Here is a 16,449-nt window from a genome sequence, read left to right on the forward strand (position 1 = left end):
CATGAACATTCAAGCAAAGGTCGACACGCGCGGCATCGTCCGCGGCGGCGAGACCCTGAAGCAACACCGCGACCGGCTGATGGAGGCCACCAGGCGGACCAAACATTACGCCGGGCTTGAGCGGCTTGAGATGCGCGACAGCGATCCGATCAAGTACAACAAGCTTTTCTCGCGGCTGCGGGCCGGGGTGGTGGATGCGCGCGAAACCGCCAAAAAGATCGCGGCATCGCCCATCGTCGAGCAAGAGGGTGAGCTGTGCTTTACCCTTTATAACGCGGCTGGCGACTCGATCCTGACTTCGACCGGGATCATCATCCACGTCGGGACCATGGGCGCGGCGATCAAATATATGATCGAGAACGGCTGGGAACATAACCCCGGCATCAGGGACAAGGACATTTTCTGCAACAACGACAGCCTGATCGGGAACGTCCACCCCTGCGACATCCACACCATCGTGCCGATCTTTCACGAGGGGGAACTGATCGGCTGGGTCGGTGGCGTCACCCACGTGATCGACACCGGCTCGGTCGGGCCGGGCTCGATGTCTACCGGGCAGGTGCAGCGTTTCGGCGACGGCTATTCGATCACCTGCCGCAAGATTGGCGAAAATGACACGCTGTTCCGCGACTGGCTGCACGAAAGCCAGCGCATGGTGCGCACTACGCGCTACTGGATGCTGGACGAGCGTACCCGCGTCGCGGGCTGCCACATGATCCGCGATCTGGTGCAGGAGGTGATCGCCGAAGAGGGTATCGAGGCCTATTGGAAATTCGCCTATGAGGCGGTCGAGCACGGCCGGCTGGGTCTTCAGGCCCGTATCAGGGCGATGACCATTCCCGGCAAGTATCGGCAGGTCGGTTTTGTGGACGTGCCCTATGCGCATGAGGATGTGCGGGTCCCCTCGGACTTTGCCAAGGTCGACACGATCATGCACACCCCGTCCGAAATCACCATTCGCGGGGATGGTACATGGCGGCTGGATTTCGAGGGCGCCTCGCGCTGGGGCTGGCACACCTACAACGCCCATCAGGTCAGCTTTACCAGCGGTATCTGGGTGATGATGACCCAGTCGCTGATCCCGACCGAGATGATCAACGACGGCGCCGCCTACGGGACCGAGTTCCGCCTGCCCAAGGGCACATGGATGAACCCCGACGACAGGCGGGTGGCATTCAGCTATTCATGGCATTTCCTCGTCAGTTCGTGGACTGCGCTGTGGCGCGGGCTGAGCCGGGCCTATTTCGGGCGCGGCTATCTGGAAGAAGTGAACTCGGGTAACGCCAATACCTCGAACTGGCTACAGGGCGGCGGCTTTAACCAGTATGATGAAATCCATGCCGTGAACTCGTTCGAATGCGCCGCGAACGGAGTCGGGGCCAGCGCCTTCAGCGATGGGATCAGCCATGCCGCTGCGGTCTGGAACCCCGAAGGCGACATGGGTGACATGGAGATCTGGGAACTGGCCGAACCGCTGATCTATCTGGGTCGGCAGATCAAGGCCTCGTCAGGCGGCGCGGGCAAGTATCGCGGCGGCTGCGGCTTTGAATCGCTGCGCATGGTCTGGAACGCCAAAGACTGGACCATGTTCTTTATGGGTAACGGGCATATCAGCTCGGACTGGGGGCTGATGGGTGGCTACCCCGCTGCCTCGGGCTATCGGTTCGAGGCCCATGACACCCGCCTGAAAGAGCTCATCGCCGAGGGTGGCCCGATCCCCCATGGCGGCGATACCGACCCGCAAAATCCGGTCTGGGATGGCCAGTTGCCTGACGCGCGCATCAAGCGTGACAAGCAGGCCATCACCACCGAGGCGATGTTCAGGGACTATGACCTTTACCTCAACTACATGCGGGGTGGGCCGGGCTTTGGCGATCCTCTGGACCGCGAGCCGCAGAAGGTCGCTGACGACGTGAACGGCGGCTATCTGCTCGAACGGTTTGCCGACAGCGTCTATGGCGTGGTGCTGAAGGAGGCGGGCGACGGCATGAAGGGCGTGGATCTGGCCGCGACCGAGGTCCGCCGTCAGGCCATCCGCAAACAGCGGCTCGCGGAATCGGTCCCGACCAACGAATGGATGGCCGAGGAACGCCAGCGGATCCTGAACAAGGATGCGGGTGTGCATGTTCAGCAGATGTATGCCGCCTCGTTCAAGCTTGGGCCGCGATTTGAAGAGCAGTTCCGCGCCTTCTGGAACCTGCCCGCCGACTGGAAACTGTGCGAGGCGGATCTGCCCATCCCTTCTTACGGGCGGGAATACTCGATGGATATCTCGGAACTGCCGGACGTCAGGACCGTGCAATTCGTCGAGGAATGACGCCCCCGGCTGCGTCCGTTCCCCCCGGGCGCAGCCAATATCCCCTCAAGGCCAATCCAAGGGAGGAACCGATGGCCTATACCAAAGCCAAGATCAAGGATCTGGTGGACGGCAAGATCGACCGTGACACGCTGCATAACATGCTGTCCACGCCAAAGGACCGCGAGCGTTTCCAGATCTATCTGGAGATCCTGCAAGAGCAGGTGGAATGGGACGATCCGATCATTCTGCCGCTGGGACCTAAACTGTATATCGTGCAGCGCAAGTCGGACAAGAAATGGGTGATCCGCAGTCAGGCGGGCCATGATTTCTGCGACTGGGACCAGAACTGGAAACTTTATGCCCGGGTCCGGGTGCGTAGCACCCCCCAGCAGATGGAAGAGATTTATCCGCGCCTGATGGCCCCCTCGCCCGACTGGCAGGTCATCCGCGAATATTTCTGTCCGCTGTCGGGCGATTTGCTGGAGGTCGAGGCGCCGACCCCATGGTATCCGGTCATCCATGACTTTGAGCCGGATATCGAGACCTTTTACAAGGACTGGCTGGGTCTGCCGGTGCCCGAGCGCGCCTGACCTGCGGCCCATCGCCAAAGACAGTTCATCAGACAAGGGGCGGCCGGTGTGGGTCGCCCCTTGCACATCTGCCCTGCCGGGCGGGAGGTTCAGGCCATTGGTGTCAGCCCTTGTTCCGCGATCACCCGATCCGGGACGATCACCAGCTTGCCAAGAAAATCGCGGCTACGCTCGACAAACAGCTGCTCGGCCTCGCGCAGGCGGGACAGGGGCATGATCCCTGACAGCACGGGCCTGAACCGGTTCTCGCGGATCCAGCTGATCAGTTGCCGCGCTTCGGCCCGGGTGCCGTGCGAGACGCCAAAGATCTGGACCTGATTAAGATAGATCAGCGTCCAGGGCAGGGCAGTGACATTGCCCGCGCTTGCCCCGGCAATGGACAGGCGCGGTGGTGTCCGCCGTCCGCGCAGGTCACGGCACATGGTGCGGATCAGTGGCACGGTCATCTCGCCCCCGACCAGATCCATCACCGCGTCGATCGTGACACCGCCTGTTGCCTGCGCAATCGCCACGGGCCAGTCGGTGACGGTCTCGCGTGCGATCACGCTTTCGGCGCCAAGCGCGCGCAGTGCCTCGGCCTTGCCGGCGCTGGCGATGGCATGGGGGATCGCGCCGATGACCCGGCACATTTGCAAAAGCGCGGTTCCGACCCCGCCCGAGGCCCCGGTGACCAGCACATGCTCACCTGCCGAAACATTGGCCGAGGTCAACATGTGATAGCCCGTCTGCCACGAGCACATGCCCAGTGTCGCAAGCTCGGCATCGCTGAGCGCGGGGTTGGAGATGGCGTGGAACTGGTCCGAGGGAAAGCAGCCATATTCCGCATAGCCCCCGTCTGCGCCATGGCCGAAATAATCCGGCGCAAGGTTCAGATCGTCGCGCTGATCGGGATAGATGTTGAAATCGAGCAGCCCCCTTTCGCCGATCCGGTCGGGCGATACGCCCGGACCCACGGCGACGACATGGCCGACTACATCGGCGCCCTGAATGCGCGGAAAGGTCAGCGTCTCGCCCGCCATGGCGAATGAGGCGACCGCGCCATCGTCGGAATACAGCCCCTCACGCACCTTGCGGTCGGTGTTGTTCTTGGCACAGGCGGTGATGCGGACCAGAACCTCGCCCGGGCCGGGGCGGGGAACGGGCCAGTCGTCATGCCATTCCAGCCTGTCGGGGCCGCCATGGCCGGTCAGGACCATGGCGCACATCGTTTCGGGGATAGCGGTCGTCACGAGTTATTCCGCCTTAGCCCAGGATTTCGCGCACGGATCCGGCGGCGGCATCGACGATGACATCGGCCTCGGCCTCGGTCAGGCACAGGGGCGGGGCAAGTCCGATGATATCGCCCTGCGGCATGGCGCGGGCGATCACACCGCGTCTGAGCATTGCGCCAACGACCTTGGCCCCGACCCCCTCGTCAGCGTCAAAGAAGGTGCGCTGGTCCCGATCCCGGACCAGCTCGACCGCGCAAAGCATGCCCTCACCGCGGATTTCACCGACATTGGGATGATCGCCAAGGGCGGCGCGCATCCGGTCGTTCAGATAGCGGCCGGTGCGACCGGCGTTCCCGACCAGTCCCAGCTCGTCGATCAGCCGCAGATTGGCGATACCGGCCGCTGCGCCGATGGGATGGGCGGAATAGGTCCAGCCATGACCAAGGACGCCGTTTTCGTCCGTGCCCTGCATCAGCACATCCCAGACCTTTTGCCCGACGATGCTGCCCGACAGCGGCGCATAGGCCGAGGTCAGGCCCTTGGCGCAGGTGATGATATCGGGCGTCATGCCATAATGGTCCGAGCCGAACATGCTGCCCAGCCGGCCAAAGCCTGTCACCACCTCATCAGCGATCAGCAGGATATCGTGACGCGCCAAAACTTTCTGGATCGCCTGCCAATAACCTTTGGGCGGCGGGACGATCCCGCCGGTGCCCAGAACCGGCTCGCCGATAAAGGCGGCGATGGTGTCCGCGCCTTCGGCGGCGATCAGGCGCTCAAGCTCTTCGGCGCAATGGGCGCTGAATTGCTCTTCGGTCATGCCGGCATCCTTGCGGCGATAGTAATAGGGCGCCTCGGTATGGATCACCTGCGCCAGCGGCAGGTCGAACTTGCGGTGAAAAAGCTCAAGCCCGGTCAGCGAGCCGGTCATCAGGCCGCTGCCGTGATAGCCGCGCCAGCGCGAGATGATCTTTTTCTTTTGCGGCAGCCCGCGGATATTGTTGTAGTACCAGACCAGCTTGATGTTCGTTTCATTCGCGTCCGAGCCGCCAAGCCCGAAATAGACCCGCGCCATATGCTTGGGCGCGCGGTCCATGACCATCTTTGCCAGCGTGATCGACGCTTCTGAGCCATGACCGGCATAGGCGTGGTAATAGGCCAGCTCGCGCGCCTGCCGGGCGATTGCATCGGCGATTTCGGTGCGGCCATAACCCACGTTCACGCAGTACAGGCCCGCAAAGCCGTCCAGCAGCCGGTTGCCGTCGCGGTCCAGAATATGGACACCCTCGGCGCCTGCGACGATGCGCTGCGCGCCCTCGCCCCGCGCGAACTGGCCAAGATTGGTCGAGGGGTGGAACAGGCTCTCGCGGTCCCATTTGGACAGTTCGTCATTGGTCAGCATCATGCTCTCCTTGTCTCTGCCCAGTCGCGGCAGACGTATTTGATCTCGGTGAATGCTTCGAGCCCGTGGCGGCTGCCTTCGCGGCCCAGCCCGGACTGTTTCATGCCGCCAAAGGGGATCGGTGCGCCGGTGACCTTGGTGCGGTTGACGGCGACCATGCCGAATTCCAGCGCCCGCGACAGGCGGTAGATGCGGCGCGGGTCGCGGCTATGGACATAGGCGACCAGCCCGTATTCGGTGCCATTGGCGATACCCACCGCATCGTCCTCGGTTTCAAAAGGGGCGATGGCGGCGACAGGGCCGAAAGTTTCTTCGTGAAAGATCAGCGCCTCGGGCGGGACATCGGCCAGAACGGTCGGCTGATAGAACAGCGGCCCCTGCGCATCCCGTGTCCCCCCGGTCAGCAGCCGTGCGCCGCGGGCCAATGCGTCGGCGACATGTTCCTCTTGCTTGCGGACGGCGACTTCATTCATCAGCGGACCAAGGTCGCGGTCCTCGACCCCCGGACCCAGTGTCAGCGCGGCGGTGGCGGCGGCAAAGCGGCGGCAGAACTCATCATAGATCCCGCGTTCGATCAGAAAGCGGTTTGCGCCAAGGCAATCCTGTCCCGAGGTTGCGAATTTGGCCTTGATCGCCTCATCAACGGCCAGATCAAGGTCGCAATCGGCAAAGGCGATAAAGGGCGCGTGACCGCCAAGCTCAAGAACTAGCCGCTTTACCGTATCGGCGCTTTGGCGATACAGCTGCTTGCCGATACGGGTCGAGCCGGTAAAGCTGAGCGCCCGAACCCGGGGGTCGGCGCACCATGCGCCGACGATTTCGGCCGCGTCCCCGGTCACGACGTTAAAGGTGCCTGCCGGAAAGCCTGCGCGCCGCGCAAGCTCTGCCAGGGCGGTCGCCGAAAGTGGCGTTTCCGCCGAAGGATGCACAACCGTGGTACAACCCGCCGCCAGTGCTGCCGCGGCCTTGCGGGTAATCATGGCACAGGGAAAGTTCCACGGGGTCACCAGCGCCGCGACGCCCAAAGGTTCGCGCCACAGTTCCATCTCGGCGGTCGAAAGATGCGAGGTCACGCTTTCGATATTCGGTCGCTTTGCCTCTTCGGCGTAGAATTCGACAAAGCTGGCCGCGTAGTCGATTTCGCCCCGGGCCTCGGACAGGGGTTTGCCCTGTTCGGCGGTCATGAGCCGGGCCAGATCCTCGCGGTTTTCGCGGATAAGCTGGTACCAGCGCAACAGCACTGCCGCGCGTTCCTGCGGCAGCTGGGCGGCCCAGGGGGCAAAGGCGGCCTGAGCCGCATCGACGGCTGCGCGGGCCTGCGACGCATCAAGCCGTGCCACCCGGGCGATAACCGTGCCGGTCGCGGGGTCGGTGACGTCAAAGCGCGGGCCGCCGACCCAGCCGCCGTTGATAAAGGCGTCTTCGCAAAGCAGGGTCTTGTCCGAGATCATCCTTCGACCTCCTCGCCGATGACGGCGACGCAGTCGCCGGGTTTCACGATGCCGGGGAAATGCCGCGCCATCAGCAGCCCGGCGCGGCGGGCATGGACGGCAATCGGGGCAAGCCCGGTCCGCCCGATGGGAAAGATGCGCGCGACAGGCTGGTCGGCACTGACCGGCCCGCCCAGATCAATCAGGAATTCGATCAACCCGCCGTCCTCGGCAAAGGCAAAGCAATCAGCGTCGGGCATATCAAGCCAGCGTGTCGGCTGGGCCGTGACCTCGCCCCGCATCGCCCCGGCGGCAATCAGCAGGTTTCTCAGGCCTCGCCGGGCGATTCCGGCTGTGAGGGCCGATGCTGTCCCGCCTCCGCCCAGTTCGGTGGTGACAAAGATTTTGCCCATATCTTCGGCGGCGGTGTCATACATGCCGACCGCGTCGATTTCGAGCATCCTGCACGACCATGGGGCGCCAAAGGCGCGTACAAGGTCAAAGGCGGCCGCCTCTTGCCGCTTGTCGGGCAGCACATGGGCGGCGCAATAGGGCAGGAAATCCAGCGTTTTTCCGCCCGAATGGAAATCCAGCACCACATCGGCCATGGGCAGCAGCACGCGCTGGAAATAATCGGCGATCTTTTGGGTCACCGTGCCGTCGGGCCGACCCGGAAAGCTGCGGTTCAGGTTGCCCCGGTCGATCGGAGAGGTACGGGTGCCTGCTGCAAAGGCCGGGTAGTTCATCGCCGGAATGATGATCAGCCGGCCGGTGACTTCCTCGGGCCGGACGGTTGCGGCAAGATCGAAAAGCGCGATCGGCCCTTCGTATTCGTCACCGTGGTTTGCGCCGGTCAGCAGCGCCGTCGGCCCCTCGCCGTGATTGACCACGGTGACCGGGATCATCACCGAACCCCAGGCCGCGTCATCGCGCGAGTAGGGCAGGCGCAGAAAGCCGTGCTGTACCCCGGGCGCGGCAAAATCCACCGTCGCCGTGACGGGCGAAGGCACCAGCGAGGGCGGGGGCTGCATCTGCAACATGGCCCTAATCCTTTACGAAAAGCTGGCGCGGGACATTGGCAAGGCACTCGACGCCGGTGTCGGTGATCAGGATCGACTCGGTGATCTCCAGCCCCATGTCCTCAAGCCAGAGGCCGGTCATGAAGTGAAAGGTCATCCCGGGTTGCAGCACTGTGCGGTCGCCGGGGCGCAGGGACATCGTGCGTTCACCCCAATCCGGGGGGTAGCTGACGCCGATTCCATAGCCGGTGCGGTTGTCCTTGATGATGTTGTACTTTGCCAGAACGTCGAAAAAGCCCCTGGCGATATCTTCGCAGGTATTGCCGGGTTTCGCGGCGGCAAGCCCTGCCTCCATCCCTTCGAGCGTCGCTTTTTCCGCGTCTAGGAACGCCTGTGTCGGTTTGCCCAGAAATACCGTGCGCGACAGGGGGACGTGATAGCGGTGATAGCACCCGGCGATTTCAAAGAAAGTGCCCTCGCCGCGCTGCATCGGCTTGTCGTCCCATGTCAGATGCGGGGCCGAGGCATCGCGCCCCGAGGGCAACAGCGGCACGATTGCGGGATAATCGCCGCCGATTCCGTCGATGCCGCGCACGCCTGCATCATAGATCTCGGCCACAAGATCGCATTTGCGCATGCCGACCTCGACCTTGTCGAGGATGCGGGCGTGCATCGCCTCGACGATCCGCGCGGCATTGCGCATATAGGCGATCTCTTGCGGGCTTTTCACCGCGCGTTGCCAGTTCACAAGGGCGGTGCAATCTGAAAACCGCGCATCCGGCAGGTGCTGTGTCAGGCTGGCAAAGGCTGCGGCGGTGAACCAGTAATTGTCCATTTCGACGCCGATGCGCTTTGCGCCCCAGCCACGGTCGCGCAGGATGGCGGACAGGTGGTCCATCGGGTGCATTTCGGGGTTCTGCACGTAATGGTCGGGATAGCCGATGATATTTTCATGCCGCAGATAGGCGGTCAGTTTTGCGCCATTGGCGTCCTGTCCGCGCCCGTACCAGATCGGTTCGCCCTCGGGCGGGATGACGACACATTGATGGACGTAAAATGACCAGCCGTCATAGCCTGTCAGCCAGTTCATGTTCGACGGATCGGTGACGATCAGCAGATCGACGCCTTTCGCCTCCATCGCCCGGCGGGTCCTGGCGAGGCGTCCGGCATATTCCTCGCGGGTGAATTTCAATGCGACTTCTGTCATGGCGGTTGCTCTCACAGGGTGAAGGTACGGCCGGCCCCGGTTTTGCCCGCACGGGCAAGTGCCAGGGTGGCGATGGCGGTGTCCTGAATCCCGGTGCCGGTCAGATCGGCCAGGGTGATCTGGCTGGCGCTGGTCCGGCCCGCGGCCTGTCCGGCAAGGATCTGGCCCAGTTCGGGAAATTCCTGCCCGGCAAGGGGCGAATGGCGCAGTTCGCCCAGCTCTCGCGTTTGCGAGAGGCGGTCGGCAACATAGAGTGCGCAGGCGATCAGCTCGGGCGCGATCTCATTCTTATGCTGCGCGTCCGAGCCCATGGCGGTGACATGGGTTCCGGGGGCAATGTCGTCGGGACCTAGGATCGGCTGCTCGGCGGGGGTGGTGGTCACGACCAGATCAGCGTCGTGCGTCGCCCCGGCGACGCTGGCGGCGGGGGTGACGGGGATGCCCAACGCTTTGGTCATCTCGGCCGCAAAAGCCTGTGCCTTGGCCGCATCCCGCGCCCAGACCCGCACCCCGGTAAGTTTGCGCACAAGTGTAAGCGCGCGCAGCTGCATCCGCGCCTGCATCCCCGCCCCAAGGATCGCTGCCTTGCCTGCATCCGGGCGCGCAAGCGCGTCGGCGGCCACTGCCCCGGCTGCCGCGGTGCGAATATCGGTCAGATAGCCGTTGTCGAGCAACAGAGCCTCGACCAGTCCGGTACGCGAGGACAGCACCACCATCATCCCATTGGTAGAGGGCAGGCCAAGCGCGGGATTGCCAAAAAATCCGGGCGAGATCTTGATCGCGAAATGCGAAAGGCCAGGAATATAAGCGGTCTTTACATCGACCTCGCCCCGGTGTTCGGGGATATCCAGGCGCAGGATCGGCGGCATTGCCACAGGTCGGGTCGCCAGCGCCACAAAGGCATCGCGGATGCAGGCAACAGCTTTGGTATCCGGCGGCACAAGCGCGCGCAGGTCGGTTTCGGTCAGGATGGTGACGGGCGGTCTCATGCGGCCTCTGCCATGATGCGGGAATGCAGCGCGGGGTCGATATTCGCGCCGGAAAGGATGCAGATGGTCGGGCCGGTCGGCGCGACCTTACCCGCAAGAAGCGCGGCGGTGCCGACGCTGGCCGCGCCTTCGACGACATGGCCCGCGCGGCCAAGATGGCGGATACCGGCCGCGATCTCGGTTTCGGTCAGCAGGACCACATCGTCGAGCAGGTCGCGGCACAGCGGAAAGGTCACGCGGTTTGCGACCCCGATGCCGCCGCCAAGGCTGTCGGCAAGGCTGGGGCTTTCCCCGACCTCGACCGGGTGACCGGCGGCAAGGCTCGCGGCCATGGCGGCACCACTCTCCATCGTCAGGCCGATGATCCGTGTCTGGGGGGCAAGCGACCTGAGCGCCACCGCAATCCCAGCTGCGAGCCCGCCGCCGGAAAGCGGTACCAGCACCGTCGCAGGGTCCATGGGCGCGATTTCCAGACCCAACGTTCCCTGACCGGCAACCACCGCTTCATGGTCAAAGGGCGGGATTTCGGTCATCCCTTCGCGTTCGACTGCGCGGGCAACCTCGGCCATTGCCTCATCCTGGCTGGCGCCGGCGATGCGCACCTCGGCCCCGAGGTCGCGGATGGCACGTACCTTGTTTTCGGGTACCAGACGCGACAGGCAGACAGTCGCCGGCACGCCAAGCGCGCGGGCCGCATGGGCCAGCGCCCGGCCATGATTTCCGGTCGAAGCTGTGACAACGCCGCGCGCCAGCGCCCTGGGTTGCAGGGACAAAAGCGCATTGGTCGCGCCGCGCAGCTTGAAGGCGCCAGTGGTCTGGCGGTATTCGCATTTCAGCCAGATGGGCTTGCCCAGCCGGGCTGACAGGACCTCGTCCGGCAACAGCGGCGTTTCGACCACATGGGCGCGGATGCGCTTGGCGGCGGCGTGGATGTCGTTAAGGGTGACGCTCATGCCGTCCTCATCAGTTGGCCGGGCGCGATCGGGCCGGTCACGCCGCAGGCCCGCGCAGCCGCCCACAGCGTTGCGGAATTGGCCGAGACCACCGGGACCCCGACCGTCTGTTCGATCCGGTCGACGACGGTGGCGGCGCGGACGGCAGTGCAGGCGATAAACAATGCCTGGCTGTCCGGGGCGATGGCGGCACGCGCCGCCTCGATGATCGTCGCATGCGAAATTCGTGCCATTTCGCGATCGTCGGTCAGGTTCAGGCAGGACACCCCTTGCAGGGCAAAGCCCGCACCCCGGAAGCAATCGGCCATCGGCTGGGTGGTGCGCGGGGTGTAGGGGGTCAGAAGTGTGATCCGCTCTGCCTTAAGCGCCCGCAAAGCGGCAAATCCGGCTGAAATCGGTGTGATCGGCTCAGCGCGCGGCTTGCCAAGCCGGATCGCCTCGCGCACCGCTTCGTCGCCGATCACGACCGAGGCCGAAGTGCAGCTATAGACCACCGCGTCCAGATCCTCATCAGGCAGGATCAGCGCCGCTGCCGAGGTCACGTCGCGGGCCATCGCGGCCAATGTCTCGGGCGTGACGGGATTGGCAAAGGGGATGCGGGTGGCATAGACGCCAACGCCATGCGCCGGCAGGACCGAGAAATCGACCTCGGTCGTGTGATCTGTGGCCAGTGTCACCAGCCCGACGCGACGGGGCAGGGGCCGGTTGTCAAAGGTGACGGACAGCGGCAGGGTGTTCATTGCGAGACCCTTCCATAACGGCGTTCCAGCCAGCGCAGCGCGATGACCGACAGCAGGCTGACGATCAGGAACATCACCCCGACCAGCGTCATCGGCTCGACATAGCGGTATGAGCTGTTGGCGACCGATTTCGCCTGATTCATCAGCTCAAGTACGGTGATGGCGGATAGCAACGGCGTTTCCTTGAACATGGCCAGCAGGTAATTCGCCATCGCCGGGATCATCGGTGGCACCGCCTGCGGCAGAATGACATGCAGCCAGGTCTGCCGGGTGGTCAGGTTGGTGGCGCGCGCGGCCTCCCACTGGCCCCGCGGGACGGATTCGATGCCGCCGCGATAGACCTCGGCAGCATAGGTCGCATAGTGCAGGCCCATGCCGATCACCCCCGCCATCAGCGCCGGCAATCGCAGCCCCAGATCGGGCAGCACGTAAAAGATGAAATACAGCTGCACGAGCAGCGGCGTGCCGCGGATGAATTCGACCACAAAACTGGTCCCGCGTGAAAGCCAGCGGTTGGATGAGCGGCGCAGGATCGCAAAGACCAGCCCCAGCACTGCGGCCACAATAGCGCCGAGAAAGGTCGCGATCAGCGTGATGCGGAACCCTGCAAGCAGGGTGGGCATGATCGACCAGGCGAAATCCCAATCCCATTCCATGTCAGCGCACTCCGTCGAGACCGCGCGTCACCCGGCGCTCGATCCGGCGCATGCCGAATGAGATGGCCGAGGACATCGCGAAATACAGCACCAGGATGGTGACAAAGGGCATCAGCGTGCTGCCGGTCTGTGAACGGACCACCTGCGCCTGAAAGGTCATGTCCGACAGCGATATCAGCGAGACGACCGAAGTCGCCTTGAGCAGCTCGATGGCATTGTTGCAAAAGGTCGGCAGCATCAGCGGCAGGGCTTGCGGCAGGATGACATGGCGCAGCCGCTGCCAGCGCGTCAGGTTGACGGCGATGCAGGCCTCGTGCTGGCCGCGCGGCACGGCCAGGATCGCGCCGCGCACCACCTCGGCCCCATATGCGCCGACATTCAACCCCAGCGCCATTACCCCCGCCTGCATGGGCGTCAGCTCGGCCCCTGTCATCGGCAGCACGAAATAGATCCAGAACAGCTGGACAAAGATCGAAGTGCCGCGAAAGAATTCGATATACGCGGTTGAAAGCCAGCGGATCGGCGCGTGGTGCGAGATGCGGCCAAGCCCGGCAAGAAAGGCCACGACCAGCGCCAAAGCCGAGCCCATCAGGGTCAGCTTGACCGTGACCCATGCCCCCTGAAGGATGAGTGTCAGATATCCTGCCCAGTCGCCCATGCGCCGAAGCCTGCCTTTTTTCGCTGATGAAAAGGCGAGGTAACCCCCCGCCCAGAGGTTACTGCGCCGCGCAGAGCTGATCGCGCGTCGTCGACATCGCCGCCTGTGCCGAAAAGCCGTAAGGCTCGACGATGCTGGCGAACTCGCCCGATTCTTTCAGCTTGGCCAGCTCGACGTCAAAGGCGTCGCGCAGGGCGGTGTCCTTTTTGTTAAAGGCCGCGCCGTCGCAATAAACCGGGGCGCCTTCGACCGGGGCAAAGACCTCAAGGTTCGCGTCTCCCGATTTCTTAAGCAGATCGTTGAGTGACAGGACCGGCAGCGAATAGGCGTCGATACGGCCGTCCTGCACCATCTTCAGCCCCGATTGCGGATCAGGAACCACGATCAGCCGGTCGCGCGGCACGCCCGCATCAAGCGCCAGCTTTTCCTCGGTGCCTCCGCCCGGCGCGCCAAGCTTTGCCGCAGGGTCGTTGGCGATGTCAGCATAGGATTTAAAGCCCTTTGGGTTGCCTTTGGGCAGCAGCAGTGCCTCGGCATCGCAAAGGATCGGTTCGGAATAGGCGACGGCCTGACACCGCTCGGGTTTCATGAACAGACCTGCGGTGATCGCATCGACCCGCCCGGCCTGAAGGCTGGGGATCATCGCGCCATATTCGGCAATCGAGGCCTCAAGATCCTTGATCCCCAGCCGCTCAAAGACCGCGCGTGCCACATCCGGTGCCGCCCCCGAGACCTTGCCGTCCGAGGCGACAGCCGTATAGGGCGGTTCGTTGCCGATGGCGATGCGGACATAGCCCTGTTCCTTGAGGTCATCTAGCTTGTCGGCAAGGGCCGGCAGCGGCGCGGCCACCAAAACCAAGGCGATCAGGCATTTTTTCATCATTCTCTCCTGTTGGGTTGCATCACACGCGCTGTCCGGCGGCGATGATCTTGCGCAGGAAGGACTTCGTCCGGTCCTCTGCCGGCGCGGTAAAGATCTGCTTGGGCGGACCCTGTTCGACGATGCGGCCCCGGTCAAAGAACAGGACGCGATCAGCGAAGTCATGGGCAAATCCCATCTCGTGAGTGACAAGCAGCATGGTCATGTCGGTTTCGGCGGCCAGGCGCTTCATCACTTCGAGCACCTCTTCGACCAGTTCAGGGTCAAGAGCCGAGGTCACCTCGTCAAAGAGCATGATCTGGGGCTGAAGGGCCAGCGCGCGGGCGATGGCGACGCGTTGTTTCTGGCCGCCCGAAAGCTGGCTTGGCATGTAGCCGGCCTTATCGGCCAGGCCGACCATATCAAGCAATTCGCGCGCCCGCTTGTCGGCCGCTGCCCGCGTCTCGCCCTTGGTCAGCATGGGGGCGAGCGTGATGTTTTGCAGCACCGATTTATGCGGGAACAGGTTGAAATGCTGAAATACCATGCCGATGTGGCGACGCATCCGGTGCAGATGCGCCTCATCCGCGGGGACCTCGGCGCCATTGCGTTGCATGTGGTACAGCGGTTCGCCACAGATTTCGATCCGTCCGCCCGAGATCCCTTCCAGCGTCATCAGGATGCGCAGGATCGTGGTCTTGCCCGAGCCCGAGGGGCCGATCAGCGCCAGCTTTTCGCCCTTGGCCACATCAAAGTTCAGCCCGTCGATAACTGTCAGCGTCCCGAAGGATTTCTGCAAATTCTGGATGCGGATGATCGGCTGGTCCAAAGGCGTCCCCCTTTGTTGCTGAGGAGAGCTTTGCAGCGAGATCAAATCAGGTCAATATTAAAATAATATCATAACAATTTTTAGCTTTGATCTGCTCATCAGATCAGCGGAAGCAACGGCTCCGAGGTGCCGTTCAGTACATCGGCGACCAGTGCTAGGCCCCGGTGCAGCTCATCTGTGCTGGTCGAGCCAAGGGCGATTCGCACCGCGTCGCGGCGTCCACGTTCACTCAGCCGGAAGGCCCGGCCCGAAGCGATGGCGACGCCGCGCTGGCGGCCCTGGGCGACAAATTCCTCTTCGTCGCGACCTTCGGGCAGTTCCAGCCAGATGTGCAGGCTTTGGGGATGTGCGCGAAACGGGGTTGCGCCCAGCACCTCACGGGCGATGCGGTGGCGCTGTTCCAACGCCTCGCGTTGCCAGCAGATCAGCCGGTCCACCGTGCCGTCACTGATCCAATGGCTCAGCAATTCGACCATGGCGGGTGTGGCCATCCAGTTTGTCACCAGATGCCGGTTAGCGGCGGTCGAGGCGATCTGGGGCGGAGACACCAGCCAGGCAACCCGCAGGCCCGGCAGCGTGGTCTTGGTAAAGCCGTTGATATGCAGCACCCGCTCGGGCGCGAGTGCCGCCATGGGCGTCGGCCGGTCGGGAATCATCGCGTTCAGCATGTCGTTTTCGATGATCAGCAGATCATGCCGACGGGCAATATCGGCAAGTTCGGCGCGACGTTGGGTGCTGGTCATGATTGCCATGGGATTGATTGCCGCCGGTTGCATATACAGCGCCCGCAAACAGCCCTTGCGGGCCAGATGATCCAGCGCCTCGGGGATGATGCCGTCCTCATCGACGGGCAGTCCCTCAAGATGCAGGCCCAGATAGCGGCACAGCGGGATCAACAGATGATGGGTCAGCGTGGCGGCCGCCAAAGTGCCGCCCGCCGGGACCGCGCTCATCACCGCCGTGGTGATGGCCGAGGTGGCGCCGTCGGTGATGGTGATGTTTTGCGGTGCGGTGTCGACGCCATGACGGCGCAGCCAGTCTGCGGCGACCTGCTGGTGTTTCGGCAGGACCGAGTTCGGGCGGAAGGACAGCGCGGCCGAAGCCGTCAGATTTTCGGCCACCCAATGCAGGCCCTGACGGAAGGTCTCGACATGCATATGCTCGGTCACGGGTTTGAGGATCGACAGGTCGATCAGTTCGCGCTGCCGCTCTGCCAGATAGGGTGGTGAGTTTTCGCCCCCCGGGGGCAACACGAAAGAGCCGCGCCCGACCTCTCCGACCACCAGGCCGCGGCGGATCAGTTCTTCATAGGCGCGCGAGACGGTTTGGACCGACAATCCCAGATCGTCGGCCAGCTTGCGCTGGGGCGGCAGGCGGGTGCCAGCGGGCAGCCGCCCGTCGCGAATGGCGCGGGCATATTGCTCGGCCAGCGAAAGATAGGCCGGGCGATGCAGGGTACCGGGATCTGGGGTCCATATTGTCATGGATTGAAATTAATCCAATCCAGGCAATTGGCAATATTGTTATGATTATATCTGCAGACAATTTTCGGCCGGGCCGTGATGTCGTGACACGGCCCGGCATTGGTCAGCGGGTTGGATGCGGCA

At 63.6% G+C, this 16,449-nt stretch carries 15 protein-coding genes; 2 read left to right on the top strand and 13 right to left on the bottom strand.

The genetic code is table 11. The features are described from left to right. The first annotated feature begins 1 nt into the window (after nt 1). The gene (locus tag M511_RS10055; RefSeq protein ID WP_085502106.1) at nt 2-2,317 is read left to right on the top strand and encodes a hydantoinase B/oxoprolinase family protein; all 2,316 of its coding nucleotides are present in this window, start codon (nt 2-4) and stop codon (nt 2,315-2,317) included. Between the two features lie 71 nt (nt 2,318-2,388). Continuing rightward, the gene (locus tag M511_RS10060; protein WP_010394643.1) at nt 2,389-2,889 is read left to right on the top strand and encodes an acetone carboxylase subunit gamma; all 501 of its coding nucleotides are present in this window, start codon (nt 2,389-2,391) and stop codon (nt 2,887-2,889) included. 89 nt (nt 2,890-2,978) lie between these two features. Here the strand turns inward: M511_RS10060 and M511_RS10065 are convergent, their stop codons facing one another. The 13 genes from M511_RS10065 to ehuR all read right to left on the bottom strand — a co-directional run bounded on the left by M511_RS10065 (nt 2,979) and on the right by ehuR (nt 16,326). Beyond that, nucleotides 2,979-4,118, bottom strand: coding sequence for an alcohol dehydrogenase family protein (locus M511_RS10065; RefSeq protein WP_254901049.1), 1,140 nt, complete (start codon nt 4,116-4,118; stop codon nt 2,979-2,981). A gap of 13 nt (nt 4,119-4,131) precedes the next feature. After that, entirely contained in the window at nt 4,132-5,502 is a 1,371-nt protein-coding gene (locus tag M511_RS10070; RefSeq protein ID WP_085502107.1) for an aspartate aminotransferase family protein, read from the bottom strand. Next, on the bottom strand, nt 5,502-6,953 hold the full coding sequence (locus M511_RS10075) for an NAD-dependent succinate-semialdehyde dehydrogenase (protein WP_085502108.1): 1,452 nt from the start codon (nt 6,951-6,953) through the stop codon (nt 5,502-5,504). Before M511_RS10075 ends, M511_RS10070 begins: the two co-directional genes overlap by 1 nt. Beyond that, the gene (gene doeB / locus M511_RS10080; RefSeq protein ID WP_085502109.1) at nt 6,950-7,972 is read right to left on the bottom strand and encodes a N(2)-acetyl-L-2,4-diaminobutanoate deacetylase DoeB; all 1,023 of its coding nucleotides are present in this window, start codon (nt 7,970-7,972) and stop codon (nt 6,950-6,952) included. Before doeB ends, M511_RS10075 begins: the two co-directional genes overlap by 4 nt. Nucleotides 7,973-7,976: 4 nt before the next feature. Further along, a complete protein-coding gene (doeA, locus tag M511_RS10085; RefSeq protein WP_010394634.1) occupies nt 7,977-9,158 on the bottom strand; it encodes an ectoine hydrolase DoeA in 1,182 nt (393 codons plus the stop codon). An 11-nt stretch (nt 9,159-9,169) separates the two neighbouring features. Further along, complete coding sequence (locus M511_RS10090; protein WP_085502110.1) at nt 9,170-10,147, bottom strand: cyclodeaminase; 978 nt, start codon at nt 10,145-10,147, stop codon at nt 9,170-9,172. Further along, nucleotides 10,144-11,100: a hydroxyectoine utilization dehydratase EutB gene (eutB, locus tag M511_RS10095; protein ID WP_085502111.1), complete on the bottom strand. Its 957-nt coding sequence runs from the start codon at nt 11,098-11,100 to the stop codon at nt 10,144-10,146. Before eutB ends, M511_RS10090 begins: the two co-directional genes overlap by 4 nt. Continuing rightward, a complete protein-coding gene (locus M511_RS10100; RefSeq protein ID WP_085502112.1) occupies nt 11,097-11,840 on the bottom strand; it encodes an aspartate racemase/maleate isomerase family protein in 744 nt (247 codons plus the stop codon). Before M511_RS10100 ends, eutB begins: the two co-directional genes overlap by 4 nt. After that, nucleotides 11,837-12,496 (bottom strand): ectoine/hydroxyectoine ABC transporter permease subunit EhuD, encoded by a 660-nt coding sequence (gene ehuD, locus M511_RS10105; protein ID WP_010394625.1) that lies wholly within the window; start codon nt 12,494-12,496, stop codon nt 11,837-11,839. Before ehuD ends, M511_RS10100 begins: the two co-directional genes overlap by 4 nt. 1 nt (nt 12,497) lies before the next feature. Next, complete coding sequence (gene ehuC / locus M511_RS10110) at nt 12,498-13,154, bottom strand: ectoine/hydroxyectoine ABC transporter permease subunit EhuC (protein WP_010394623.1); 657 nt, start codon at nt 13,152-13,154, stop codon at nt 12,498-12,500. A 58-nt stretch (nt 13,155-13,212) separates the two neighbouring features. After that, nucleotides 13,213-14,037 (bottom strand): ectoine/hydroxyectoine ABC transporter substrate-binding protein EhuB, encoded by an 825-nt coding sequence (gene ehuB, locus M511_RS10115; protein WP_010394621.1) that lies wholly within the window; start codon nt 14,035-14,037, stop codon nt 13,213-13,215. Between the two features lie 19 nt (nt 14,038-14,056). Then, a complete protein-coding gene (gene ehuA, locus M511_RS10120) occupies nt 14,057-14,842 on the bottom strand; it encodes an ectoine/hydroxyectoine ABC transporter ATP-binding protein EhuA (protein ID WP_010394619.1) in 786 nt (261 codons plus the stop codon). A 98-nt stretch (nt 14,843-14,940) separates the two neighbouring features. Next, on the bottom strand, nt 14,941-16,326 hold the full coding sequence (gene ehuR, locus M511_RS10125; protein ID WP_085502113.1) for a MocR-like ectoine utilization transcription factor EhuR: 1,386 nt from the start codon (nt 16,324-16,326) through the stop codon (nt 14,941-14,943). Nucleotides 16,327-16,449 lie beyond the last annotated feature (123 nt).

Origin of the sequence: Paracoccus sp. J56 (assembly GCF_019633685.1) — a bacterium.
Taxonomy (GTDB): domain Bacteria; phylum Pseudomonadota; class Alphaproteobacteria; order Rhodobacterales; family Rhodobacteraceae; genus Paracoccus; species Paracoccus kondratievae.

Bases quoted from the DNA above. Each gene is read 5' to 3' on its own strand.
- M511_RS10055 (WP_085502106.1), top strand. From the start codon at position 2: ATGAACATTCAAGCAAAGGTCGACACGCGCGGCATCGTCCGCGGCGGC.
- M511_RS10075 (WP_085502108.1), bottom strand. From the start codon at position 6,953: ATGATCTCGGACAAGACCCTGCTTTGCGAAGACGCCTTTATCAACGGC.
- doeA (WP_010394634.1), bottom strand. From the start codon at position 9,158: ATGACAGAAGTCGCATTGAAATTCACCCGCGAGGAATATGCCGGACGC.
- eutB (WP_085502111.1), bottom strand. From the start codon at position 11,100: ATGAGCGTCACCCTTAACGACATCCACGCCGCCGCCAAGCGCATCCGC.
- M511_RS10060 (WP_010394643.1), top strand. From the start codon at position 2,389: ATGGCCTATACCAAAGCCAAGATCAAGGATCTGGTGGACGGCAAGATC.
- M511_RS10090 (WP_085502110.1), bottom strand. From the start codon at position 10,147: ATGAGACCGCCCGTCACCATCCTGACCGAAACCGACCTGCGCGCGCTT.
- ehuR (WP_085502113.1), bottom strand. From the start codon at position 16,326: ATGACAATATGGACCCCAGATCCCGGTACCCTGCATCGCCCGGCCTAT.
- ehuB (WP_010394621.1), bottom strand. From the start codon at position 14,037: ATGATGAAAAAATGCCTGATCGCCTTGGTTTTGGTGGCCGCGCCGCTG.
- M511_RS10070 (WP_085502107.1), bottom strand. From the start codon at position 5,502: ATGCTGACCAATGACGAACTGTCCAAATGGGACCGCGAGAGCCTGTTC.
- ehuD (WP_010394625.1), bottom strand. From the start codon at position 12,496: ATGGAATGGGATTGGGATTTCGCCTGGTCGATCATGCCCACCCTGCTT.
- doeB (WP_085502109.1), bottom strand. From the start codon at position 7,972: ATGTTGCAGATGCAGCCCCCGCCCTCGCTGGTGCCTTCGCCCGTCACG.
- M511_RS10100 (WP_085502112.1), bottom strand. From the start codon at position 11,840: ATGAACACCCTGCCGCTGTCCGTCACCTTTGACAACCGGCCCCTGCCC.
- ehuC (WP_010394623.1), bottom strand. From the start codon at position 13,154: ATGGGCGACTGGGCAGGATATCTGACACTCATCCTTCAGGGGGCATGG.